Annotated in this window: 24 protein-coding genes and 1 tRNA gene; 14 read left to right on the top strand and 11 right to left on the bottom strand. The window is 38.9% G+C overall.

Annotation, left to right across the window (positions count from 1 at the left end; genetic code table 11):
- Positions 1-168 precede the first annotated feature (168 nt).
- The 4 genes from UXI14_RS04110 to UXI14_RS04095 all read left to right on the top strand — a co-directional run bounded on the left by UXI14_RS04110 (position 169) and on the right by UXI14_RS04095 (position 2,424).
- The gene (locus UXI14_RS04110; protein ID WP_094998160.1) at positions 169-1,173 is read left to right on the top strand and encodes an IS110 family transposase; all 1,005 of its coding nucleotides are present in this window, start codon (positions 169-171) and stop codon (positions 1,171-1,173) included.
- 66 nt (positions 1,174-1,239) lie between these two features.
- The gene (locus UXI14_RS04105) at positions 1,240-1,611 is read left to right on the top strand and encodes a metalloregulator ArsR/SmtB family transcription factor (protein WP_335964981.1); all 372 of its coding nucleotides are present in this window, start codon (positions 1,240-1,242) and stop codon (positions 1,609-1,611) included.
- Between the two features lies 1 nt (position 1,612).
- Positions 1,613-2,215, top strand: a complete 603-nt coding sequence (gene merTP, locus UXI14_RS04100) for a mercuric transport protein MerTP (RefSeq protein ID WP_335964980.1) — start codon at positions 1,613-1,615, stop codon at positions 2,213-2,215.
- Complete coding sequence (locus tag UXI14_RS04095; RefSeq protein WP_335964979.1) at positions 2,215-2,424, top strand: GDCCVxC domain-containing (seleno)protein; 210 nt, start codon at positions 2,215-2,217, stop codon at positions 2,422-2,424. Before merTP ends, UXI14_RS04095 begins: the two co-directional genes overlap by 1 nt.
- Before the next feature lie 420 nt (positions 2,425-2,844).
- On the opposite strand, the gene UXI14_RS04090 is transcribed toward UXI14_RS04095, so the two are convergent.
- Positions 2,845-2,926 (bottom strand) — tRNA-Leu (locus tag UXI14_RS04090).
- 273 nt (positions 2,927-3,199) lie between these two features.
- Here UXI14_RS04090 and UXI14_RS04085 point away from each other — a divergent pair.
- The 5 genes from UXI14_RS04085 to UXI14_RS04065 all read left to right on the top strand — a co-directional run bounded on the left by UXI14_RS04085 (position 3,200) and on the right by UXI14_RS04065 (position 10,298).
- Positions 3,200-4,588 (top strand): dipeptidase, encoded by a 1,389-nt coding sequence (locus UXI14_RS04085; protein WP_335964978.1) that lies wholly within the window; start codon positions 3,200-3,202, stop codon positions 4,586-4,588.
- A 375-nt stretch (positions 4,589-4,963) separates the two neighbouring features.
- Positions 4,964-6,352: an aminopeptidase P family protein gene (locus UXI14_RS04080; RefSeq protein ID WP_335964977.1), complete on the top strand. Its 1,389-nt coding sequence runs from the start codon at positions 4,964-4,966 to the stop codon at positions 6,350-6,352.
- 18 nt (positions 6,353-6,370) lie between these two features.
- Positions 6,371-8,602 (top strand): DPP IV N-terminal domain-containing protein, encoded by a 2,232-nt coding sequence (locus UXI14_RS04075; protein ID WP_335964976.1) that lies wholly within the window; start codon positions 6,371-6,373, stop codon positions 8,600-8,602.
- Between the two features lie 112 nt (positions 8,603-8,714).
- On the top strand, positions 8,715-9,125 hold the full coding sequence (locus tag UXI14_RS04070; protein ID WP_335964975.1) for a hypothetical protein: 411 nt from the start codon (positions 8,715-8,717) through the stop codon (positions 9,123-9,125).
- 72 nt (positions 9,126-9,197) lie between these two features.
- Positions 9,198-10,298, top strand: a complete 1,101-nt coding sequence (locus UXI14_RS04065; protein ID WP_335964974.1) for a DUF4407 domain-containing protein — start codon at positions 9,198-9,200, stop codon at positions 10,296-10,298.
- A gap of 8 nt (positions 10,299-10,306) precedes the next feature.
- Here the strand turns inward: UXI14_RS04065 and UXI14_RS04060 are convergent, their stop codons facing one another.
- A complete protein-coding gene (locus UXI14_RS04060) occupies positions 10,307-11,884 on the bottom strand; it encodes a hypothetical protein (RefSeq protein ID WP_335964973.1) in 1,578 nt (525 codons plus the stop codon).
- A gap of 127 nt (positions 11,885-12,011) precedes the next feature.
- Positions 12,012-12,248 carry a hypothetical protein gene (locus UXI14_RS04055; RefSeq protein ID WP_335964972.1) on the bottom strand — a complete coding sequence of 79 codons (237 nt, stop codon included), beginning with the start codon at positions 12,246-12,248 and terminating at the stop codon, positions 12,012-12,014.
- Between the two features lie 309 nt (positions 12,249-12,557).
- Between UXI14_RS04055 and UXI14_RS04050 the strand changes: the two genes are divergently transcribed.
- From UXI14_RS04050 to UXI14_RS04035, 4 genes are all read left to right on the top strand, one after another.
- Entirely contained in the window at positions 12,558-13,343 is a 786-nt protein-coding gene (locus UXI14_RS04050; RefSeq protein WP_335965057.1) for a DUF3050 domain-containing protein, read from the top strand.
- A gap of 98 nt (positions 13,344-13,441) precedes the next feature.
- Complete coding sequence (locus UXI14_RS04045; protein ID WP_335964971.1) at positions 13,442-14,338, top strand: serine/threonine protein phosphatase; 897 nt, start codon at positions 13,442-13,444, stop codon at positions 14,336-14,338.
- A 2-nt stretch (positions 14,339-14,340) separates the two neighbouring features.
- Entirely contained in the window at positions 14,341-16,437 is a 2,097-nt protein-coding gene (locus UXI14_RS04040; RefSeq protein WP_335964970.1) for a pyrroloquinoline quinone-dependent dehydrogenase, read from the top strand.
- A 1-nt stretch (position 16,438) separates the two neighbouring features.
- The gene (locus UXI14_RS04035; protein WP_335964968.1) at positions 16,439-17,143 is read left to right on the top strand and encodes an SGNH/GDSL hydrolase family protein; all 705 of its coding nucleotides are present in this window, start codon (positions 16,439-16,441) and stop codon (positions 17,141-17,143) included.
- A gap of 2 nt (positions 17,144-17,145) precedes the next feature.
- Here UXI14_RS04035 and UXI14_RS04030 read toward each other — a convergent pair whose 3' ends face one another.
- From UXI14_RS04030 to trmB, 7 genes are all read right to left on the bottom strand, one after another.
- Entirely contained in the window at positions 17,146-17,475 is a 330-nt protein-coding gene (locus UXI14_RS04030) for a 2Fe-2S iron-sulfur cluster-binding protein (RefSeq protein WP_335964967.1), read from the bottom strand.
- 185 nt (positions 17,476-17,660) lie between these two features.
- Positions 17,661-18,713 carry an NAD(P)/FAD-dependent oxidoreductase gene (locus UXI14_RS04025; protein WP_335964965.1) on the bottom strand — a complete coding sequence of 351 codons (1,053 nt, stop codon included), beginning with the start codon at positions 18,711-18,713 and terminating at the stop codon, positions 17,661-17,663.
- Positions 18,714-18,879: 166 nt separating this feature from the next.
- On the bottom strand, positions 18,880-19,119 hold the full coding sequence (locus UXI14_RS04020) for a NifU family protein (RefSeq protein ID WP_277901176.1): 240 nt from the start codon (positions 19,117-19,119) through the stop codon (positions 18,880-18,882).
- 12 nt (positions 19,120-19,131) lie between these two features.
- Positions 19,132-20,259 carry an Mrp/NBP35 family ATP-binding protein gene (locus UXI14_RS04015; protein WP_335964964.1) on the bottom strand — a complete coding sequence of 376 codons (1,128 nt, stop codon included), beginning with the start codon at positions 20,257-20,259 and terminating at the stop codon, positions 19,132-19,134.
- A gap of 225 nt (positions 20,260-20,484) precedes the next feature.
- Entirely contained in the window at positions 20,485-20,814 is a 330-nt protein-coding gene (locus tag UXI14_RS04010) for an MGMT family protein (protein ID WP_277901180.1), read from the bottom strand.
- A gap of 90 nt (positions 20,815-20,904) precedes the next feature.
- Positions 20,905-21,549: a LysE family transporter gene (locus tag UXI14_RS04005; RefSeq protein ID WP_277901181.1), complete on the bottom strand. Its 645-nt coding sequence runs from the start codon at positions 21,547-21,549 to the stop codon at positions 20,905-20,907.
- Positions 21,549-22,223 (bottom strand): tRNA (guanosine(46)-N7)-methyltransferase TrmB, encoded by a 675-nt coding sequence (gene trmB / locus UXI14_RS04000; RefSeq protein ID WP_335964962.1) that lies wholly within the window; start codon positions 22,221-22,223, stop codon positions 21,549-21,551. Before trmB ends, UXI14_RS04005 begins: the two co-directional genes overlap by 1 nt.
- 70 nt (positions 22,224-22,293) lie before the next feature.
- On the opposite strand from trmB, the gene UXI14_RS03995 reads away from it, so the two are divergent.
- Entirely contained in the window at positions 22,294-23,445 is a 1,152-nt protein-coding gene (locus UXI14_RS03995) for a glycosyltransferase (protein ID WP_335964961.1), read from the top strand.
- Here the strand turns inward: UXI14_RS03995 and UXI14_RS03990 are convergent.
- Positions 23,398-24,459: an ATP-binding protein gene (locus UXI14_RS03990; RefSeq protein WP_335964960.1), complete on the bottom strand. Its 1,062-nt coding sequence runs from the start codon at positions 24,457-24,459 to the stop codon at positions 23,398-23,400. The genes UXI14_RS03995 and UXI14_RS03990 overlap by 48 nt on opposite strands.
- Positions 24,460-24,534 lie beyond the last annotated feature (75 nt).

The raw sequence follows: 24,534 nt of genomic DNA, 5'->3' as shown, positions 1-24,534 counted from the left end.
TCTTGAAATTAATAGTTCCACTTACTGCAATAGCTTTAGAAACGGAATAGAGGAAATCTACTATTTATATTAAGTACGGTAAGTTATTTGAGCCTAAGCCAGAGAGTATTACGGGCATAACCCACTAACGATTTAAGCCGCTCAAAAGGAACATCAAAAACACTTATTATGAAAATATATGGAATCGACCTGTCCAAAGAGAAATTTGACGTAAGCTATGTTATTACAGGTGAGGAGAAAAAAAGGATTGTAAAAAATGACTTTAAGGGTATCTGCAGCTTTTTGAAACAAGTTGAAGATAACTGTATCCTGGTAGCTGAACATACGGGAACTTATGGAGACCTGTTAGTTCATCTCTGTTACCAGTTCCAAGTCAAAATAGCATTGGTCTCCGGCTATAACATTAAGCATAGCTTGGGGTTGCAACGGGGAAAGAGTGATTCGAAGGATGCATATCGTATCAGGAAATACGGTGAGAGGTTCACTGAAGAATTACACTTAACAGAGCCAAAGCCCGAGTCGGTCAAAGAGCTCAAGGAACTTTATAGTTTGCGGGAACAGTTGTCAAAGAACAGAACATCCCTTTTATTGGGAATGAAAACAAGAAAGCATGGTCCTTCACAGAGTATTGTGGCTCATAGAAGCTATCAGAGAGCCATTATGAATGTGGAAATTGAAATTGGGTCCATCGAAAAGGAAATCGAAAAAATCGTTCAGAGCGATTCCGATTTAAAGGATAACTACAAGCTTATTACAAGTATCAAAGGCATTGGCCCGGTAATCGCAAACAATCTGATCATCAAAACTGAAAACTTCAAACGTATTACAACGGCCAAAAAGGCTGCGGCCTTTGCCGGGGTATGCCCATATCCAAATTCCTCCGGAAAAACGTCCATGAAGTCCAAGACCAGTCATCTAGCCGACAAAAAACTAAAATCATTGTTGTTCCTAGCCGCCAAGACTGCCGTGGCGCACAATAAGGAGTATAGTCTGTATGCACAACGTAAAAAACTTGAGGGAAAACCTTATTTCCTGATAATGAACAATGTGTCCAATAAAATTTTAAGAACCGTTTATGGAGTGGTCCAAAATAGGAAACCATACGATATCAACCATATTTGCATGGACCCTAGAAATATAGCCAGACCATACTTGTCGTTTAAGGACAACTAACAGAATTATTTCAAACTTATTTAAGTATTTGCTTAAATAATTATATCTTAGCTTAAAATTCGTCCCATGAAACTTGAAATCAGCTGTACCAGAGCAGAGGCAGACCATCAACAAATTCTTCGTTGTAAAGAAGATTTGAACAGAACAGCTGATTCCATAGAGGATGTAAGCAGATTGATGGCACTTGCAGGCAATGAAGTTCGCTTTAAAATATTGTTCCTGTTGCAAAAGGAGATTGAGTTATGCCCCTGCGACTTTGCAGATATTTTGGAAATGAGTGTTCCCGCCGTTTCACAACATTTACGTAAAATGAAGGATGCTAAAATCATTGGTGCCCGCAGGCAGGGTCAGACCATTTTCTATCACATATCAAAGAAGAATGAAACTTTTTTTGCCGCTATTTTAAGTAATGTTCAATCTAAAAGAAAAATTGCGTAAAATGAAAAAGACGATAACCTCCAATCAAGGTGCTTTTGCTGGCCTTTTCTCGGCGATTGTGGCTTCTCTATGCTGTATTACACCTGTATTGGCATTGTTTTCAGGTGTCACAGGTGTTGCCTCCACTTTTTCCTGGATAGAGCCTTACAGGCCAGTTTTAATAGGCCTCACCCTTTTGACCCTAGGTTTTGCCTGGTACCAAAAAATAAAATCACTCCCACAAGATATTGATTGTGTCTGCGGGGATGACAAGCCTAAATTCATCCAATCAAAAACATTTCTGTTTTTGGTGACCATTTTTGCGGGTATTATGTTGGCATTTCCCTATTACTCACATTTGTTTTATCCCAATTCAAATATCGAGAAACAGGTCGTTTACGTATCCGAAAGCAATGTAGGTGAATTGAACTATTCCATTCAGGGAATGACGTGTGCGGGTTGCGAAGCCCATATCGAGCACGAAGTCAATCAATTGAACGGTATTTTGGAAGTGGATGCGAACTACGAAACATCCAGTGCTTTTATAAAGTATGATAAGGGTAAGGTAACACCTGATGAAATAGCATCCGCCATTGCAAAAACAGGTTACAAAATCGTAGACTAATGGAAGTGATTCTAAAATCCACTGTTGCCTGTCCACACTGTGGTCACCAAAAAGAGGAGGAAATGCCAACAACTTCCTGCCAATTCTTCTACGACTGTGAGAATTGCAATAAAGTATTAAAACCAAAACAGGGTGATTGTTGCGTTTTTTGTTCATATGGCTCCGTGGCTTGCCCGCCCATTCAATCCGGTACTAGTTGCTGTAATTGATGATTTTAACAAACTCCATATCAAGTCAAATAATCTACAGTTCTATATAACCATGGAAATTTTGGGAAAATAATAGGGCTCAATTCTTTTAAAAAATTTGGTTTTTAATAGAGTATATAAATGAGTAAGGGCGGAAGCGATGGCTTTATGCCGTAGTCTTTTGATGGAAGTATTTTACGAGTTTAACTTTCGGGAATATTGTATGATAATAAACCCCCAATCGAAAAACAAGAGTCGAGATAACCTAAATTCTATGAATTTATATTGATTGACATAGTGGTTAATATCAAATGAAAGTATATGACACTAAATCAAAGTTTATCTTGAAAATAGGTCAAATGTTGTACCTATGTTGTACCCGTGTCTTTTTTCAGTGTGTTTTTGAAATAAAAAAGCCGAAGATTTCTCTTCGGCTTTAAGTGCGGGTGAAGGGACTCGAACCCCCACACCTTGCGGCATCAGATCCTAAGTCTGACGTGTCTACCAATTCCACCACACCCGCATAAAGTGCAAATTAACACTTTTTATTTGGTTAAATCCTAAGTCTAGCGTGTCTACCAATTCCACCACACCCGCATTTATATATTAATAAGAACTTTTTGGCTTAATTACTAAGTCCAATCTGTCTGTCAATTCCCCGCCCGAACCACAAAGGGCACGTATTATACCCGCGACGAATTTGTGGGTGCAAATATAATTCAATTTTTGAATATTCAAACTTTATAATCAAAAAAACTTCTTTTTTTGTACATTTGATTTTACAACAAAATACTTCATGGAAAATATAAAGTCGTATATCGATACGCACAGGGATCGATTCATATCAGAACTTATAGAATTATTAAAAATGCCATCGGTTAGTGCCGACCCAGCTTTCTCCCAAGACGTCCTTAATACTGCCGATGCCGTTAAAAATGCACTGGAAAGGGCAGGTTGCGATCATGTCGAGATTTGCGAAACTCCCGGATATCCAATTGTCTATGGAGAAAAGATAATAGATAAAACACTTCCCACGGTTTTGGTATACGGCCATTATGATGTACAGCCACCAGATCCCATAGATTTATGGGAATCGCCTCCTTTTGAACCAATAATAAAGGAAACCGAACTGCACCCCGAAGGAGCTATTTTTGCACGAGGTGCCTGCGACGACAAAGGACAAATGTACATGCATGTAAAAGCCTTGGAATACATGACGCAAACAGGAAACCTTCCCTGTAACGTGAAATTTATGATTGAAGGAGAAGAAGAAGTGGGGTCCGAAAGCTTGGAATGGTTTATTATCAACAGCCGGGAAAAGCTGTCCAACGATGTCATCCTGATTTCCGATACCGGAATGATAGCCAAAGACGTCCCGTCCATTACCACAGGCTTGCGTGGCTTAAGTTATGTTGAAGTAGAAGTAATAGGCCCCAACCGCGATTTACACAGCGGCTTGTACGGTGGTGCGGTGGCCAACCCCATTAACGTGCTCAATAAAATGATAGCCACATTGCACGACGAAAACAACCATATTACCATTCCCGGTTTTTACGATAAAGTAGATGAACTTTCCGTAGAAGAGCGCGCCGAAATGGAAAAGGCACCTTTCTCGTTGGAAGATTATAAAAAAGCATTGGCCATAAACGATGTGTATGGCGAAAAAGACTATACCACCAACGAGCGTAGCAGCATCCGCCCGACACTGGATGTAAATGGAATATGGGGCGGTTATATTGGCGAAGGCGCCAAAACGGTAATTGCCAGCAAGGCATCGGCCAAAATATCCATGCGGTTGGTACCGCACCAAGATTGGCGGGAAATAACCGATCTGTTTCAGGCATATTTTGAAAGCTTGGCACCGGCAGGGGTAAAAGTTATTGTAAAACCCCACCACGGCGGGCATCCATATGTCACGCCTATAGACAGCACAGGGTACCAGGCGGCAAGCAGGGCATACGAGGAAACCTTTGGCAAAACGCCCATCCCGCAACGTAGCGGTGGGAGTATCCCTATTGTTTCTCTGTTTGAAAAGGAATTGAAAAGCAAGACTATATTAATGGGCTTTGGCCTCAATAGCGATGCCATACACTCGCCCAACGAGCATTACGGCATATGGAATTATTTAAAAGGCATTGAGACCATACCATATTTTTATAAATACTTTACCGAGTTGAGCAGGTAAAGTATTCTGAAAAAACAAAAACTACCCTTATGGCCTGCAAGGTTTTTTCAATCTTGCAGGAGTGTGCATATGTAATATTGCCGAGACATAAAAAGCGATCCGTTTACGAAAAAATATAAATCAGTTCTTATTTCGTGGATTAGTACAGCAATGGGGATTTGCCAGTTTACTGGCAAAAAAGCCAGAGCAGTGCATGGGAAAGCCAGAGCAGTGCTCATTACCACAATATTCAATAAATTATTTCCCTTAGCTTCTTATAAAACTACAAATATTAACCGGAAATGATACTAAATTAACCTTAACACCTTAAATTGTTGCGAAACCCCCGTATTATTGTCAAATTTGAAAGATTTTATTCCCATAAACCATAAATCTATGTTTTCACAAGAAGTTTATATAGCCAGAAGGGCAACATTAAAGTCCAATTTAAAAAAAGGGGTCTTGCTTTTTCCCGGAAACGGGGAAAGTGGAATGAACTGCAAGGACAATTGGTACCCCTTCCGCCAGGACAGTACTTTTTTATACTACACGGGCATTAATATTCCCGATGTTTATTTTGTAATTGATGTTGAAAACGATGAAGAAATCCTTTTTGGCAACAACCCGACACCCGAAGAAATAGTTTGGATCGGTGCCGTAACACCATTGGAAGAATTGGCCGCAAAGGCTGGCATAAAAACGGTAAGACCGTTAAAGGAGTTGGCTTCATATGTCAAGAAGGCCCAACAACGGGAAGCCGTTCATTATTTGCCGCCATACCGCCCTGCAACAGTTATTCAGGTAAGCCAATTCTTGAATATCCCGGTTTCCGAAGTAGAAAAAAAATGCTCGGTTCCCTTTATCAAGGCCGTGGTGGCCCAGCGTGAAATAAAAGAGGCCATTGAAGTAGAGCAGATCCATAAAGCGGTAAATACAACCGCTGCCATGCATACCTATGCCATGCAAAATGCCGTGGCCGGTAAAACCGAAAAGGAAATTGCAGGCGATTTACAGGCCATAGCCATTGGTGGTGGCGGGAACATTTCGTTTCCCATCATCCTTACAACCAACGGGCAGTATTTGCACAACCATGCCACCGAAAATAAAATTAAAAACGGCAATTTGGTATTGTGCGATTGCGGTGCAGAAACCAGCATGGGCTATGCGGGCGACATGACGCGCACATTCCCCTCGGCAGCGCGTTTTACCGACCTGCAAAAAGAAGTATACAACATCGTGCTGTATGCGCACAACTCGGCCATAGAAACATTAGAGCCGGGCGTTCGCTTTAAGGATGTGCATTTATTGGCGGCATCCAAATTGGTAGAAGGATTAAAAGGAATGGGGCTCATGAAGGGAAATACAGACGAAGCCGTACATGCCGGGGCACATACCTTGTTTTTTCAATGCGGTCTGGGGCATATGATGGGCCTTGACGTGCACGATATGGAAAACCTTGGCGAACCCTATGTAGGCTATACCGATAGCTTGAAAAAAAGTACGGTATTTGGCTTAAAGTCGCTGCGGTTGGGAAAAGAACTGCAAGAAGGCATTGTAATTACGGTAGAGCCCGGTATATATTTCAATCCGTTTTTAATTGATGCCTGGAAAGCCCAAAATAAATATGCCGATTTTGTGAATTATGCTGCCGTTGAAAAATTTAAGGATTTTGGCGGCATCCGTATCGAAGAAGATTTTTTAATAACCAAAAACGGTAGCAAGTTATTGGGCAACCCATTGGCAAAAACCGTCGATGACGTTGAAGCACTCAAAAATGCTATTTAATAAACTTACTAGATAAAAATGAAAAAAATAAACTGGCTTTTATACTTTTTCCTAACGGTTTGTACCATAGCGCAGGCACAGGAAAAGCTTACATTGGATGCTATTTATAATTCTTCGGAATACCGGGGGGATTACCAACGGCCCATTTCGTGGATATCTGGGGGCGATGCCTTTGTAACTATTGAAAAAAACGATGAAGGAGAAGACCAATTGATAAAATATATCAGTAAAAACAATAAAAAAGAGGTGTTTGTTGCTGCGGAAGCATTAACTTCTACAGGAACATCAAAAGCGTTGTCTATTGAAGATTTCACCCTTTCTGAAGACGAGAGTAAAGTATTGATATTTACAAATTCCAGTAGGGTATGGAGGTCTAATACAAAAGGCGATTATTGGGTATACGATTTTGATGCCCAAAAGTTGCAACAAATAGGGAAGAAATTTCCGTCATCGTCGCTTATGTTCGCCAAATTTTCAAACGATAATAAGTACGTTGCCTATGTACACGATTTTAATATTTACAAAGAAGATTTTAATACCGGAGAAATTACACAATTTACTACCGATGGTACCAAAGATATTATTAATGGTACATTTGATTGGGTGTATGAAGAAGAATTTGGTATGCGCGACGGTTTCTCATGGAGCCCCGATGCAAAACACATTGCCTTTTGGCAGTTGGATGCATCAAAAATCGGGACTTTTTACATGATTAACAATACCGATTCCATTTACTCAAAGCCAATTCCTGTTCAATATCCAAAAGTAGGGCAAGATCCATCGAGTGCTAAAGTGGCGGTGGTAAATACTTCCTCTAAAAAAATAGACTGGATAGCCATTCCGGGAGATTCGGTGCAACATTACCTTCCCGGAATGCAATGGGTAAATAACGATTTATTGTTGATTCAGCAAATAAACAGAAAACAGAACCAACTAAATATCTACACCTACCGTCCGTCTACAAATTCGGTCAAAAAAATCTATACGGAAACAGAAGACACATGGGTGGATATTGGGTATCCAGATGTATCGTCCAACCAGTGGGGCGGAAATACATTGTTGCTTACCGATAACAACACTGCCTTTTTGCGCATGACAGAAACCGACGGATGGCGGCATGTTTATAAAGTTGATGTTAAAACCGGAGAGAAAGTAGTATTGACGCCTGGCGAGTACGATGTGGCATCGTTTTATGGGGTTTCAAACAAAGAGTTGTTTTTTAGTGCCTCGCCCGACAATCCTACGCAACGGTATTTGTATAGTGTTCCGTTAAGCGGAAAAGGGACTTTAAAAAGGTTGACTCCCGAATTGTTCAGTGGGATTAACACTTATAATATTGCCCCAAATGGCAAATATGCCATTCATAATCATACAGATGTTAATACACCAAGGACCACGCGCTTGATTAGCCTGCCAAACCATAACACCATTATAACCTTGGTGTCTAATGAGCGGCTAAAACAAAAACTGGGCAATTTGGAAATGCCCGTCACCGAATTTTTTACGGTAACCACTTCCGAAGGAATTGAAATTGACGGACGTATAACAAAGCCTGCCAATTTTGATGCGTCTAAAAAATACCCCGTAGTGTTTAATGTATATGGCGAGCCTTGGGGGCAAGTGGCAACCGATAGCTGGATTGGTTTGTACGATATGTTTTTGGCACAACAGGGTTTTGTGGTAATAAAAATGGACAACCGTGGAACGCCTTCTTTAAAGGGCAGTAATTGGCGTAAGTCGATTTACAGAAAAGTAGGGGTTGTAAACACCAAAGACCAAGCATTGGCCGCAAAAGAAGTTTTAAAATGGAATTTTGTAGATACAGGCCGCATATCGGTATGGGGCTGGAGCGGTGGCGGCTCCATGACATTGAATTTAATGTTTAGATATCCGGAAGTTTATAAAACCGGTATTGCCGTTGCTGCGGTTGCCAACCAGTTGTTTTACGATAATGTTTATCAAGAAAGGTATATGGGGTTGCCGCAAGAGAATAAGGAAGACTTTATAGAAGGATCGCCCGTAACTTATGCAAAAAACTTGGAAGGGAATTTATTGGTAGTCCATGGCACTGGAGACGATAATGTACATTACCAAAACACCGAATATTTAATAAATGAATTGATACGGCAGAACAAACAGTTTGATTTAATGGTATACCCCAACCGTTCGCATGGTATTTACGAAGGGCAGAACACATCACGGCATTTGTATACGCTCATTACTAATTATCTATTGGAGCATAACAAGTAAGTTTTAAATATAAACATTGTTTTTACGATAAAACCGGGGCAAATGCCTCGGTTTTTTATGGAATAGTATTTGATTGCACTATGGCTATTGACTAATTATACCATAAAAAATCATGAAAATTACATATAGAATCTTATATGTGCTCTTTTTAATAATAGCTTGTAATGGAGCATTGGCACAGTCAACAACAAAACATCCGTCTGTATTATATATAAATGTCATTATTAATTATGAAGGTAAAATAAAGATCAAGGATAATGTTTTAAACTTGAACGAAGTTCAAGCCTATACCCGCAATTATGTAAGACAACAACCTGCTTTTAAATATAATGGGGTTGTCTATAGGGTTTATGCAGATGAAGATTTAGAATTAGGGACGATAATGGATTTAGAGCAAGAATTGCAAAAAGCCTTTGAAGGAAAAAGAGAACGCTATTTATTGAATACGAAAACGGTTATATTGGACGAACCCGATCTGTGGAATAAATTGAAAACGCTGGAAATCAAAGCTGTAAAAGATTAATTATGATAAAAAATGTAACATTTTTATAGTTTAGGCGTTATATGGAGTATCAATCTTAAACCTAATTATGTTATGATGAAAAAATTTTTCTGGATGTGTTCGGGCGCCGATACCGATATTCTTGAACAATGTTCCAAAGCCGAACAGATAAAACAGGCCGGAATTGGAGGTACCGTATTTTTTACGGCCGTAATGGCAACCATTGCAGCATCGTATGCATTGTATACGGTTTTCGATTCTATATGGACGTCCATTTTCTTTGGTTTGGTTTGGGGGCTACTTATTTTTAACCTGGACCGTTTTATTGTTTCAACCATTAAAAAGAAAGACGATTTTAAAAGCGAGCTATTGCAGGCTTTACCAAGAATTGTTCTAGCCATTATCATTGCTGTTGTAATTGCAAAACCACTTGAGTTGAAAATATTCCAAAAGGAGATTGACCAGGTGTTATTGGAAGAAAAAAACCAAATGACGCTCGATAACAAGGAGCAATTGGCGCTTCAGTACACGCCACAAATGGAGGAACTTTCAACCGAAATTAATGGTTTGAAGAATGAAATATCCCAAAAAGAAAACGAAGTAAACAGTTTATACAATACTTATATAGCCGAAGCCGAAGGCAGGGAAGGTACCTTAAAAATTGGGAAGGGCCCTGTTTATAAAGAAAAAAGGGAAAAACACGATACAGCCCTTGCAGAACTCGATGAATTGAGGGATAAAAACAATAACAAAATAGCAGTTAAGGAAGCCGAAATTGCCTCGTTGCAAGAGGGGTATTTAAAAAAAGTAGAAAACACCCAACCAACCATTGATGGTTTCGATGGGCTCATGGCACGTGTCAATGCATTGGATAAATTGCCGTGGCTGCCTTCATTTTTTATTTTTCTATTGTTTTTGGCCATAGAAACGGCACCAATTATATCCAAGCTTTTGGCACCCAAAGGCGAATACGACATCAAGCTGGAAGATGTAGAAAGCACCGTTAAAAATTGGGTGGAACAAAAAGAATATCAGCGCAAGCAACAATTGGCAACCGATGCCATGATTAACGATAAAGTCTATGAAGATTTAGCCGCCGATGATGAACTATATCAGTACAAAAGAAAAACAGCACGAGAGGTTTTGCAACTTCAAGCCGATGCATTTTATAAACAGCAAAAACAGAATTTGTAGTATAGAGGTTATTCTTCTGGCCTAATTGGGAAAGAGGCTACAACGGTATAGCCACGCCTTTTTGGCGTAAAGGAAATGTTTCCGTCGATTTTGTTAAATATTTTGGTCAAACTTTGCTGCCCAATGCCATTGCTTTGGGCCGTAAATTTCGATTTTATCTTTTTATGGCCATCGTCCCGGAGCTTAATATTGCAAGTGTTGTGCTTAATGGTGATATGGATGTCCAGGTTTTTTGCATTGGCGTGTTTAATGGTGTTGGAAATACTTTCTTTTATTAAATGGTAAATAGCTCTCTGTTCTTCCTTGTTAAGGGAGTTTATAATATGCTCTTTTACATCGGTGTTCATGGTAACGGTAATATGCAACAAACCTACCTCGTCAAACTGGTGCTGGAGCCCTTCCAGATATTCTACTATATTTAAGTGGCGGTCTTCTTTTTCTCCATTGATAAGGCTGTGAGCAAAATTTCTGGAATCGCGGTATATAGTGTCCAATTCTTCGATGATTGAAGAAAACCGTTGCTTGGAACTTTCTGTAGTGGCGTTCTTTTTATAATCGGTTGTAAGGTATTTTACTGCCAAAATATTGCTCAATAAATCGTCGTGTATTTTTTCCCCTATTTCTTTTCTGTTGTCTGTAATTTTCCTGTCAACATCTTTTAGCGAATCTTCAAGCAACCGTATCCGTTGGTTGTGTTTTTCTTCATTTATTAAATTTTTAATTCTGTTCTGCTTTGCCCTCAATATAGTTATTCCAATTAGCAACAAAATTAAAATAGTGCTCAAGGAGTACAGTAAAAGGTCCCTGTTCCTTTTTTCGCTTAGCTTGTTTTTAAGGGTAACGATTTCCAGTTCTTTTTTATGAAGATTGTAATCCCTGTCTGCAATAGCTATTTCGCCTTGGTGTTTGTATACCTCTTTGGTAATAGTGGCATCATGAATTTCTTCCAGAACCTTGTTGGCATTTGCATAATCTTGATTTTTCTTCAACCTTTTATAAAGTTTTTTGGCAATAAACTCCTTGTAGATATTATCTGTAGGTTCTATTGACGGGTTGTTTAAAAGAAAGGAAAGGGCTTCGTCTTCTTTATTTTTTTCCATTTTAAGCAACGTGGTCAATACTTTTTTAGAATAGTCCAACCGGATGTAAAAACTATCAAAAAGCCCTGTTGGGTTTACCTTTTCAAGCTCTTTTTGGGCGGTTTCAAAGTTATTTTCAAAATAGGCGATGTATCCTTTTCTTAAGTGATATAAAAAAGACCATGGATTTTCTTTTTGAAAAGTGTCCGGATATTTTGCAAGCATCTTGTCAAGATGGTTTTTTGCATCGATGAGGTGTTTTTTGTCCTGATCCCGCATGTACTCAAAAAGCGAAATTTCAATAAGGTTGCTGGGGATATACCTATTCAAGAATTCCTGAAATTCTTTAGTAGAATAAACCGAAGCAATGGAATATGCTTCATCTTGGGTTTCAATACATTTGTCAAATTGAAACGTTTGAAAATATGCCCGCGACAATGCAAGGTATGTGCTTGGGAGGTAGCCCAGGTCTTTATATTGATTTTTTCCCCACCAAGGTGTTGGCAATAATTATGACCGGGGTATAATTGTTCACTTCAATATAATTTGTGGCTATGAGCGCCTCTAATGTAAATAATTTGTAGTTGTTGCCCTCTGGAAATTTATGGGCATATTTTTTTAAGGAATCCCCCAGTCATTGTGTTTCGTTAAATTGACTATAATGATGGTTAAAATTATAGAGCATCAATATAAAATAGCTTTGCAGGCGGTCTCTTTCCTTTAACGTGGTAACGTTCTTTTTTAAAACTTCAAACAAAGAATCCTTTTCCCTATTAAATTCAGGCAATATCAAAGAAGTACTGGCAATAACATATGTAAGCTCATTTAGGTCGAAATTGGTATAATCAACCGGCTTAATAGAATCTGTCATTGCGGTATAAAATTCTTTACTAACGCCATACTGTGTATAACATAATTGTATAGTAAAGAAGAGAGAACTTAGTATTAAAAATTTCCTCAACATGTTTTTTATTAAAATTACTTAGGGGAAATAAAAGGGAAATGCTATGCTTTCTTGATATTAGAATATGAAGCTACAAAAATAAACTATAATACTAAAGATTTTGAAAAAAATTATAGTATCATGGCAACCATGCTTCATGCTGTTGAATACCAAAACGATAAAGCATGTAAAACTTGTTTCTCAAAGATTAATAAAATACTTTTGCCAAAAAATTCCATGATACAGTCTGTAAAGAATGCAATTAATGCAGAACGCCGTGCATTACTATCCCATGAACTATATGGTAAAATACAAACGCCACAAGAATTACAATTGTTCCTTAAGCACCATGTATTTGCAGTTTGGGACTTTATGTCCTTACTAAAAGCGCTCCAAAACTCATTAACATGCACAACACTGCCGTGGAAGCCTGTTGGAGCACCACAGACAAGATACCTTATTAACGAAATTGTATTGGGTGAAGAAACCGATGTAGACAAGCAGGGTAATTATAAAAGTCATTACGAAATGTACCTTGAAGCGATGGAGGCTTGCAATGCCCCAACGGATGAAATAGAAAGTTTTGTGAATTCCATAACCGGTATGGAAACAATTTTGCAGACAATTGACAAAGCCGACCTTAACGCTTCGATAAAAGAATTTTTAACTTTCACCTTCAAGCTCATCGCAGAAGGAAAGCCACATAAAATAGCCGCCGCGTTTACTTTTGGCAGGGAAGATTTAATACCTGAAATGTTTACGGCAATTTTAAAAAACATGCAAAAGGATTTCCCGGAACTTATGCTTGAAAAATTAATTTACTATTTCGATCGACATATAGAAGTAGATGGCGATACCCATGGTCCACTTGCCCATAAAATGATCGAAGAACTATGCGGAAACGATTCAGAAAAATGGAACGAGGTAACACAGGTCGCCAAAACAGCCTTGCTTAAACGAATTGTTCTTTGGGAAGGGATAGAAAAGGAAATTTCGCTCTTGCAAAAAAGTAGCGCCTATTAAATAGGGATAACGCTTTTTATTATGTAGAAAGTTTATTTCCTTTTGAGGGGCATGCCATTAAATGGTAAATATTGAAATTAAATATTTATTTTTAAGGCATGTCTACACACCAACGTTTTGATAAGGCTTTTAAAAACGCAAAGATTGTCGAGTTCGACGATACTTCAAAATATATACTTTTTAGCGATTGCCATCGGGGTGACAATAGTTTTGCCGATGATTTTGCAAACAATAGAAATACTTATTTTCATGCGCTAAAACAATACTACAACGAAGGCTTTACCTATTGTGAATTGGGCGATGGAAACGAATTGTGGGAAAACCTTCACTTTAACAGTCTTTTCGAATCGCATAAAAATGTTTTTTTATTGCTAAAACAGTTTCACGATGCCAATAGGCTGTACTTGCTTTATGGTAATCACGACATGGTTTATCAAGATAAAAAAACAATAAAAAAACATTACGATACTTGGTTGGACCCAAATTTAGGCGAAAAAGTGCCGTTCATGCCCGGATTGGAATACCACGAGGCAATTATCCTTCAGCATAAAAAAACAAAACAACAAATATTTTTGGCGCATGGGCACCAGGCCGATTGGCGTAACCATACCTTTTGGAGGTGGAACCGTTTTATGGTAAGGGTGTTGTGGAGGTCGTTACAGGTTGTTGGAATTTCAGACCCCACCAGCCCCGCAAAAAACAATACCGAACTTATAAAAATAGAACGCCGTACAAAAAAATGGATAGCCGACAGGGAGAATCAGTTTACCATTACCGGACATACGCACCGCCCAAGGTTTCCAGAACCAAAAGATATTGCCTATTTTAACGATGGCAGCTGTGTACACCCAAGAAGCATTACGGGAATTGAAATTCAAAATGGGGAAATAGCACTTATAAAATGGTATGTAGACACTACCGACGATGGCTTTTTGCAAATTGTAAGGGCCGTTTTGGAAGGTCCAAAAAAAATAATAGACTATAAAACAACCTAAAAATGAAGAAATTTTCCTTTTTGTTTATGTTGTTAATGTTCTTGTCGTGCGCCAAAGAAGAAAATGGACTATCAACATACAAATGGAACGATTATTTGGGAGGCCCCGATAGAAATCATTATACAGATCTATCTCAAATAACGCCCCAAAATGTAAACCGGCTAAAAATTGCATGGTCGCATAAATTGCGGGACAGCGGTCAGATGCAAATGAACCCGATAATTGAAAACGGCCTTGTTTATGGCGTTACAGCAAAAGTTCAGGCTTTTGCCTTGAATGCTGTAACCGGAGAAGAAGTCTGGAAGTTTGGCGACACGTTAAAAGCATGGCATAGCACCAGTCGCGGAGTGGCCTATTGGGAAGAAAAAAACGATAAGCGTATTTTGTATACCGTAGGCCCTTATCTATATGCCCTAAATGCCATTTCGGGAAATCCTATATCAACATTCGGGAAAAATGGCAGGGTAGACTTGCACCTTGGGCTACCCAAATCTGCACAGAAAAAATTTATAATATCCAATACACCGGGGACTGTTTTTAAGGATTTAATTATTATGCCGGTACGCCTATCGGAAGGGGCGGATGCGGCCCCGGGCGATATTCGGGCTTTTAATGTAAAAACAGGTGCTCTGGAATGGACATTCCATACCATTCCTTATCCAAATGAAGAAGGATATAATACATGGCAAAACAAAGAAGCCTATACAAACAAGATGGTTGGCGGCGCAAACAATTGGGCAGGAATGGCCGTAGATACAAAACAGGAAATTATTTACGTACCTACAGGTTCTGCGGCCCCCGATTTTTATGGCGGCAACAGGAAGGGGCAAAATTTATATGCCAATTGTTTATTGGCGCTCAATGCCAACACAGGAAAACTTTTATGGCATTATCAATTTACGCACCATGATATTTGGGACCGCGATTTGCCGGCGCCGCCCAATTTAATAGGAGTTAAACGCAATGGAAAGGTTGTTAAAGCCGTTGCCCAAGTAACCAAGCAAGGCTATGTGTTTGTTTTCAACAGAATTACCGGAAAACCTTTGTTCGATATAGATGAAGTGCCTGTTCCCGCTTCAACCTTAAATGGAGAAGAAGCATGGAAAACACAGCCCATCCCCAAGTTGCCCAAACCATTTGCAAGGCAGAGCAGCGATTTAACAGAAGCCGATATTAGTCCGTTTGCAACAAATAAGGAAGCTTTAAAAAAGCGGTTCAATACTTTTAACAAAGAAATATATGCCCCTCCGGGATTGAGCCCCGTTTTATTGTTGCCCGGTTATGATGGCGGTGCCGAATGGGGCGGGGCGGGAGCCGATGCTAAAAACGGAATTTTATATGTGAATGCAAACGAAATGCCTTGGATATTACAAATGGAAGAAGCACAAGAAATTTCTTCCGGAACTAGCATTGATGGCTCTGGTCTTTACAATATGTATTGTGCCACGTGTCATCAAAAAGATATGGGCGGATTGCCAGAAAGCGGGTATCCATCGTTGATAGGCCTTTCGGATAGGCTAACGGAAGAAAATGTGCTCGATTTGATAAATTCGGGAAAAGGAATGATGCCTGGATTTCCACAGCTATCCAAGGACGAGAGGAAGGCAATTTTAGCATATATTTATAAAGGGCAAAAGAAAGAAGTTGAGAATAATTACGTAAATTTAAAATATAAACCCCCATATAAATATACGGGTTATAACAAGTTTTTAGACAGCAACGGGTTACCGGCAATTGCCCCTCCGTGGGGAACATTGTCTGCCATTGATTTAAATTCGGGAAAGTACCTTTGGCAAGTACCATTGGGGGTTACAGAAAGTTTAGGCAATAAACGAACGGGCACCGAAAATTATGGGGGTCCCATTATTACCGAAAACGGACTTTTGTTTATTGCGGCTACTAAAGATAGATATTTTAGAGCTTTTAACAGAAATAATGGTAACTTGCTCTGGGAAACAAAACTTCCGGCGGCATCTTTTGCCACACCTTCAACGTATATAATTGAAGGAAAACAATATATTGTATTGGCTTGTGGAGGGGAAAAATTAGGGACCCCAAAAGGGAACCAGATAATTGCCTTTGCATTAGAAAATGAATAATATGAAGAAAATTATACTTTTTTTAGCAGTTATTATTTTTGTAGGATGTACAACACAAAAAAAAGTTGTACAAACAACAACTACAGCTACCCCAACGTTTAAATATTTGGCCTTGGGCGACAGTTATACCATAGGCGAAAGTGTATGCGAAAGCTGTAGTTTTCCTATTCAGTTGTTAGAAAAAATAGCAAATGAACAAAAGGAGAAGGTTGCCTTACAGATTATAGCTAAAACCGGTTGGACTACTTCAGATTTGATTAAAGGAATAAAGGACTCTTTGCCACAAGGCAACCAAGACTTGGTTACATTGTTAATTGGAGTGAACAATCAATACCAAGGGAAGGATTTTTCGTTGTACCAAGAAGATTTTCCGGCACTTTTAACCAAGGCCGTTCAATTGGCGGGGGGAGATACTAACCGTGTAATTATAATTTCAATACCCGATTATGCGTACACCCCTTATGGACAGAAAAAACCAGATCCCAAAAAAATATCAACCGAAATAGATCAATACAACGCTTTTGCAAAAAAAATAGCTGAAGCCAACGGGGTTTCGTTTGTAAACATTACCAACATCAGTAGGGAAGGGCTTAATAACCCAGCTTTAATTGCTTCAGATGGTTTGCACCCTTCAAAAGAATGTTACAGCAGTTTTGTTTCTCAAATATTGTTTGAGGTGAAAAAGAAAAATATATTGAGCAAATAAAATTATACTTCGGGGGCCAATTCAACTTCAAGTCCGTCAAGGTCTTCGGTCATTTGTATCTGGCAACCAAGGCGACTATTGTCTTTTACATTAAATGCTTCTGCAAGCATTAAATCTTCGTCATAGCTCATTTCGGGCAATACATGGTCTGATGATACATAACATTGGCAAGAAGCACACATGGCCATGCCGCCGCAAACACCAATGGTACCTTCGGGTGCCAGCTCGTACGAACGCACAATTTCCATAAGGTTCATGGCCATATCTGTAGGGGCCTGTACTTCGTGTACGTTACCTTCTCTATCTTTTATCTTAATGGTTATATCAGACATTCGTTAAAATTTTGAGCGACAAAAATAAATAAAAGTTTTCATCAGTCTACTAATTTAGTAGGGAATTGTTGTTAAAACTTATTTTGAGAAATAAAATTTTTGGTAATGGCATGTAAAATTAACAATCAGCATATAAGGGCTGTTTAAAATTTGGAATGCTTATACCTGATTTATGGAATAATGGCTTATTTAATAGATTTCACAACTGCTTTTTCTGCCTCTTTCCTGCTTCCGTCAAAACCGTCAACTCCACTTACGGTTGTGTACTTCATTACATATTTTTTATCAGGAAAAATACGTTTGTAGGCACTTTGGCACATTAAGGTAGCTTCATGGAACCCGCAAAGGATTAATTTTAACTTTCCGGGATATGTATTTACGTCGCCAATGGCATAAATTCCGGGAATATTGGTTTGGTAGTCCAAAGTATTATCTACTTTAATCGCATTTTTTTCAATTTCCAGTCCCCAATTGGCAATAGGGCCTAATTTTGGCGAAAGCCCAAATAAGGGGATAAAGTGATCCAGTTCCAGATTGAATTCTTCACCTTCTTGTTTTATGGTAATGCTTTCTAATTTTCCGTTGCCTTGGAGCGCAGTTACCTCGGCAGGTGTAATTAAGTTTATTTTGCCTGTTCTTTTTAGGACCTCTACTTTTTCTACCGAATCCAATGCCCCTCTAAATTCATTTCTTCTATGGATAAGTGTAACTTCATTGGCAACATCGGCCAGAAAAATACTCCAGTCCAGAGCAGAATCGCCACCACCGGCAATGGCTACTTTTTTGTTTCTGTACAACTCAGGGTCTCGAATAATGTATTCAATGCCATTATCTTCAAAATTGGTTATATTATCCAGCTGTGGTTTTCTGGGTTCAAAGCTCCCCAGGCCACCTGCAATGGCAACAACGGGCGCATGGTGTTTGGTACCCCTGTTGGTGGTAACAATAAAAGAACCGTCATTTTGTTTTTCAATGGTTTCGGCACGTTCGCCCAAAGTAAATCCTGGCTCGAAGGGTTCAATTTGCTTCATAAGGTTAGCTACGAGGTCGCCTGCCAATACTTCTGGATATGCTGGAATATCATAAATAGGCTTTTTGGGATATATTTCGGCACATTGTCCACCGGGTTGTGGAAGTGCATCAATAAGATGGCATTTTAATTTTAACAATCCGGCTTCGAAAACAGAAAAAAGTCCTGTTGGTCCGGCACCTATTATAAGAATATCTGTTTTAATCATTGAAAAATAATTTTTAAAAGAGTTTACTGCCTTTCTCTTTTTTTATAAAATATTATTTTGGGCAAGATTATTATCTTGTCCATTATTTACGGGCATTTATCAAGATTTTCCCCACGTCTTTTAAGTTGGGTGTTGGGGTGGTAAAAACCTGCTAAGTGCACCCTAATTAATCTATGTTGATAACCTGTTCTATTTGCGGGGCATACTTTTTAATGGTCATTTCCACACCACTTTTTAGTGTCATTTGGTTAACACTACAGCCAACACATGCTCCTTCAAGCTTTACTTTTACAAGTTTGTCGTTATCGATGGAAACAAGGCTTATGTTGCCACCGTCGCTTTCAAGAAAAGGCCTGATTTCTTCAAGCGCTTTCTCTACGTTTAATTTAACTTCTTCCGACGTCATTTTTTATAATTATTATTTTTTTACCGCTGCGCAACCCGCCATTGTTGTTATTTTAATGGCTTCGGTTGGAGGCAGGCTTTTGTTACGGTTTACTACCTCTTGTACTATGTTTTTGGTGAGCTCCTTAAAGGCACCTTCAAGTGGGGTATTGTCTTGTAGAGCTGCAGGACGCCCAACGTCTCCTGCTTCCCGAATGCTCTGCACCAATGGGATCTCGCCTAAAAAGGGCACTTTCAGGTCGTTAGACAGGTTTTTGGCCCCTTCCTTACCAAAGATATAATATTTGTTGTTTGGTAATTCTTCGGGCGTAAAATACGCCATATTTTCCACGATGCCCAACACGGGAACATTAATGCTCTCCTGTTGAAACATGGCAACTCCTTTTTTTGCATCGGCCAAGGCTACATTTTGCGGAGTGCTTACCACAACGGCACCGGTAATTGGGAGCGCTTGCATAATGCTTAGGTGAATATCTCCGGTTCCTGGTGGGAGGTCTAAAAGCAAAAAGTCCAGTTCGCCCCAAGCAGCGTCAAAAATCATTTGATTGAGTGCTTTGGAGGCCATGGGCCCTCTCCAGATTACCGCTTGGTTTGGTTGGGTAAAAAAACCGATTGAAAGTATTTTTACACCATAACTTTCAATAGGTTTCATTTTCGACTTTCCATTTACGTTGATGGCCAACGGTTTTTCGTTTTCCACATCAAACATAATCGGGGCCGAGGGACCGTATATATCTGCATCCAACAAACCTACATTAAAACCCATTTTGGCAAGGGTTACCGCCAAATTTGAGGTAACGGTAGATTTACCTACACCGCCTTTTCCCGATGCAACGGCAATAATATTTTTTATGCCCGGGATTGCTTTTCCTTTTATTTGAGGTTTTTCCGGTGCTTCAACTTTAATGTTCACTTTAACTTTTGCCTTTTGGTAAACTTTATCATGAACGGTCTTTAATATTTCAACCTCCGTTTTCTTTTTGGCTTGAAGGCTTGGGTTGCCAATGGTAATATCTACAACTACTTCATCTCCAAAGGTCATTACATTGGTAACGGCCCCACTTTCAATCATGTTCTTTCCTTCCCCAGGCACAGAAATCGTTTCGAGTGCCCGTAACACTTCTTTTTTATCTATTTTCATGTATTCTTCTTGTGCAATTCTTTTTTAAACTCATTCTAAATTACAAAGATACGTATTAAAAGTTAGAAGTTAAATAGATGTTGAATTATAGCGTTGAAAGTTTGTAAAGTTGAAAAATTATGGGGTGAAGGATGAATTGATTAAAGAGTTAAAGGAAGAAAAAGTTAAAGTTTTGCATTTTGATGTCTGTGATGCTGGATTTTCAAACCTTAAACACAAAAATACCTAAAGCTCTTTTGCCGGATCCCAAAAATAGTTTTCAAAATTTTGTATTTGATTGTCTTTTACTGGAATACCTTCGCTTTCCAACAATTGCTGCATTAAATTAGTGCCTTGGAAATGGTGTTTTCCGGTAAGGATTCCTTTTTGGTTAACAACCCTATGTGCAGGAACATCGGCTTTAAGGCCACTGCCGTTCATGGCCCAGCCTACCATACGCGCACTTCGGGCGGCACCCAGATATTTGGCAATGGCGCCATAGGAAGTTACTTTTCCGTAGGGGATTAACCGGGCAACATCGTATACGCGTTCAAAAAAGTTTTGGTTGTCTTTCATGGTTGGAATGCTGTAGGATTGTAAAGTTAAGTGAAAAAGAACCGAAAAATGAAAATTATTATAAGCTTCTTTATTGGGATATTAACCGGTTTACGCTTCCATATAAAACAACCTGATAAGGGTGATAATAAGCAACAAAGCCATTAAAGCACTGATGATATAATCGGAATAACGGGAAAAAGTATCGGTTCGGTCTTCCAGTTTATCAAAATAAAAAACATACATATAGAGCATGGCAAAGGTGCCCATACCGGCTGCTATTACAAAAACAAGAATGTCCCATAATTGAAATTTAATCCATCCGGAAACGTTCCAAGCGGCATTAAGGCCACAAAAATAGGCTATTGGCAATACATTTAGGGCAGCGATTAGCATCCCTTTTAAAAAAATATTAATCCTTTTGTTTTCAATATTTACCTGCCTTACTTTTTTCGTGCTTTTGTTTTTCTTGGCCATGATAAAAAAATAAATGGCAAAAAAGGCAAAGACAGCCAGTGCAATTTTAAGGAGGATGTCTATTACAAACGGGTTGTTGTATAGATATTTTGAGATAAGCACGCCAATATATGCCTGTAGCGACACAATAAGCGAGGCACCAATGGCAAATATTATTCCGTTGGTCTTTCCCCGTTGGGCACTTGTCTTTGCGGCCGTTATGTTTACAAGCCCAGGGAAGACAATGGCCATGAGCGATGCAGAAAAGGTAGCAAAGAAAAGAATGATTAAATGTGGCATCAATTAGGTTTAAACTTTATATAAGTAATAGGTTTTCCTACCTCAAGATACTGATTTTCGTAGAAAGTTTGTATAGAAGTTACTTCTTCTGGACTCCCTTCGTTTTTATATACGTTATGATTTGCATAAAGAACCTCGTATTTTAAGCCGTGGAGCAGGCCCAATGTATAACCGTGCATAAATTCGCTGTCGGTTTTTAAATGGACTATCCCATCTTTGGTTAGAATATGGTTATATCGTTTTAGAAAGTCAAAATTTGTGAGCCGGTGTTTGGTTCGCTTGTATTTTATTTGGGGGTCGGGAAAAGTAATCCAGATTTCATCAACTTCGTTTTCATTAAAAATATATTCAATAAGCTCTATTTGAGACCTTACAAAAGCAACGTTTGGGAGGTTTTCTTCAACGGCTGTTTTTGCGCCCCGCCAAAAACGAGCCCCTTTTATATCGATGCCTATAAAATTTTTGTTCGGATTTTTTTTGGCAAGAGCTACGGTATATTCGCCTTTTCCACAGCCCAATTCCAGTACAATGGGGTTGTCGTTATTAAAAAACGTTTCGTTCCATTTACCTTTTAATAAAAATTCTCCATAAACAAGATCCTCTCTTTTTGGTTGTATTACGTTTGGAAATGTCTCGTTCTCTTTGAAGCGTTTCAGTTTATTTTTACTCCCCACAACAATTATTTAATTAAAAGGCAAAATTAAGGAAATCTTTCTTAGTTGAAAATAGACTTCATTTGTAGTTATGATTAAAAGTCGACAACCCAAGGGCGAGCCAAATCGTAAAGGCATTTCAGGTAAGCAGGAATCAGCAATCCAGATAGATAACGAGATGTGTCCGGCAAGGAAAAAAATTCTCGTAGCCCCCTTAAACTGGGGTTTGGGGCATGCCACGCGGTGTATTCCTATAATAAAAAGTTTGCTTGAAAATAATTTTGAGCCCATAATCGCTTCGGACGGGGATGCATTGAACTTACTTAAAAAGGAATTTCCAGCCCTCACTTTTGTTGAAATGCCTTCGTATAAAATTAAATATTCTGAAAAGGCAAAATATTTTAAACTTAAAATGCTTTGGGATTCGCCCAAAATCCTAAAAGCAATGAAAAAGGAGCACCAACAAACAAAGCATTTGGTGAAAGCCTATAATTTATGTGGGATAATTTCGGATAACCGTTTAGGAGTATATTCAAAAAAAGTTCCTTGTGTTTTTATTACACATCAGTTAAACGTATTAACGGGCAATACCACGTGGGTTAGTTCTAAAGTGCATCAAAAAATAATTGACCGATTTAACCAGTGTTGGGTCCCCGATGTTGAAGGCGAGCCTAATTTAAGCGGAAAGCTTGGACATTTGCAATGTAAAAACGAAAAAATAAAATACATCGGGGCTTTAAGCCGACTTGAAAAAAAAGATACGGCAAAAAAATACCGTTTAATGGTAATTATCTCCGGGCCCGAGCCGCAGCGTACCCTGTTGGAAAAGCATTTACTTATTGAAACCGAGCGTTTTTCGGGAGCTGTTCTTTTTATAAAAGGAAAAATAGAAAAGGAACAGCAGGTAACCCAGCAAAAAAATACAACCATCTATAATTATATGAATTCTGCTCAATTGGAAAATGCCTTTAACGAAAGTGAACTGGTACTTTCCCGTTCTGGCTACACCACCGTTTTGGATTTGGCAAAACTGGGAAAAAAAGCATTTTTTATACCCACGCCCGGGCAATACGAGCAAGAATATCTGGCCGAAAGGCTTCAGCAAGAAAAGTTGGTTCCTTATTGCAATCAGGACGAGTTTGCAATAGAAATGCTGGAAAGAACAAAAAATTATAAAGGTTTAAGTGAAATAGCATCAAATTTCGACCTTAGCAGCCTTTTGGGTCTTTTCGAGGGTAAATGAAAACTCGGAGCCTACCCCGAAAACACTTTCTACATATATTTTTTCTTTGTGTGCCTCAATAATGTGCTTTACAATGGAGAGACCAAGTCCCGAGCCGCCTTCTTTTCGACTCCCGCTTTTGTCTACGCGGTAAAAGCGTTCGAACAGCCTAGGGATATTTTGTTTTTCTATGCCTTCGCCATTATCGGTAACCCTAACAATTACTTTGTTTTTAATAAGATTTTCAATGCTTATTTCGGTGGTTCCGCCTTCTTTGCCGTATTTTATAGAGTTTACAATTAAATTGGTAAGCACCTGCTGTATACGTTCCCTGTCGGCATGCACCAAGGTAGGTTCTTTATAATCTTGATCGAAAGTAAGGGTGATTTTCTTTTTATTGGCTTTCATCTCCATTAAATCAAACACCCCCTGTACCAGCTCTATAATGTCAAAATCTTCATAATCCAGATGAAGGTCGCCTGTTTCCAATTTGGTAATCATGTCCAGGTCGCGTACAATATAAATTAGGCGCTCTACGCCCTTACTTGCCCTGCTGAGGTATTTTTTTCTAATGGTTTTATCGTTCATGGCGCCATCCAGCAAGGTCAATATATAGCCCTGCACGGTAAAAAGAGGGGTTTTAAGCTCGTGCGAAACATTTCCCAAAAACTCTTTTCGGTAAACTTCGCGTACTTTCAAGGTCTCTATTTCCAGCTTTTTGTTATTGGCAAATTTTTCTATTTCTTCGGTTAAAGTACGCATATCGGTAGTTACTGGCTGATCTTGGAACGAAGTAGATTCCAATAGTGAAACGTCGTCATATATTTTTTTCACCCTTTTATAGATGAAGTTTTCAACACGGTATTGAATGATAAAAAATGAAAATGCAAAAATAGCGCCTATGAATATAAAGATGTAGAGCGGAGAATTCAATTCAAAATAAAAGAATACACACAGGGCAATGGTGGCACAAAGTGTAACCATGCCAGATGATCTAAGAGCAAATCGATACGATTTTTTTAGTTTGGTTTTCAATTGGCCTAATTTGAGCTGGTAAAATTACAATAATTCCAAGAACCAGCTTTGTAGCATATAAAATAGGAGAAAAGG

Source organism: Galbibacter sp. PAP.153 (genome assembly GCF_037029175.1).
Taxonomy (GTDB): Bacteria; Bacteroidota; Bacteroidia; order Flavobacteriales; family Flavobacteriaceae; genus Galbibacter; species Galbibacter pacificus.
Note: the sequence above shows the minus strand (reverse complement) of the source record. Positions and strands in the feature narration are given on the sequence as shown.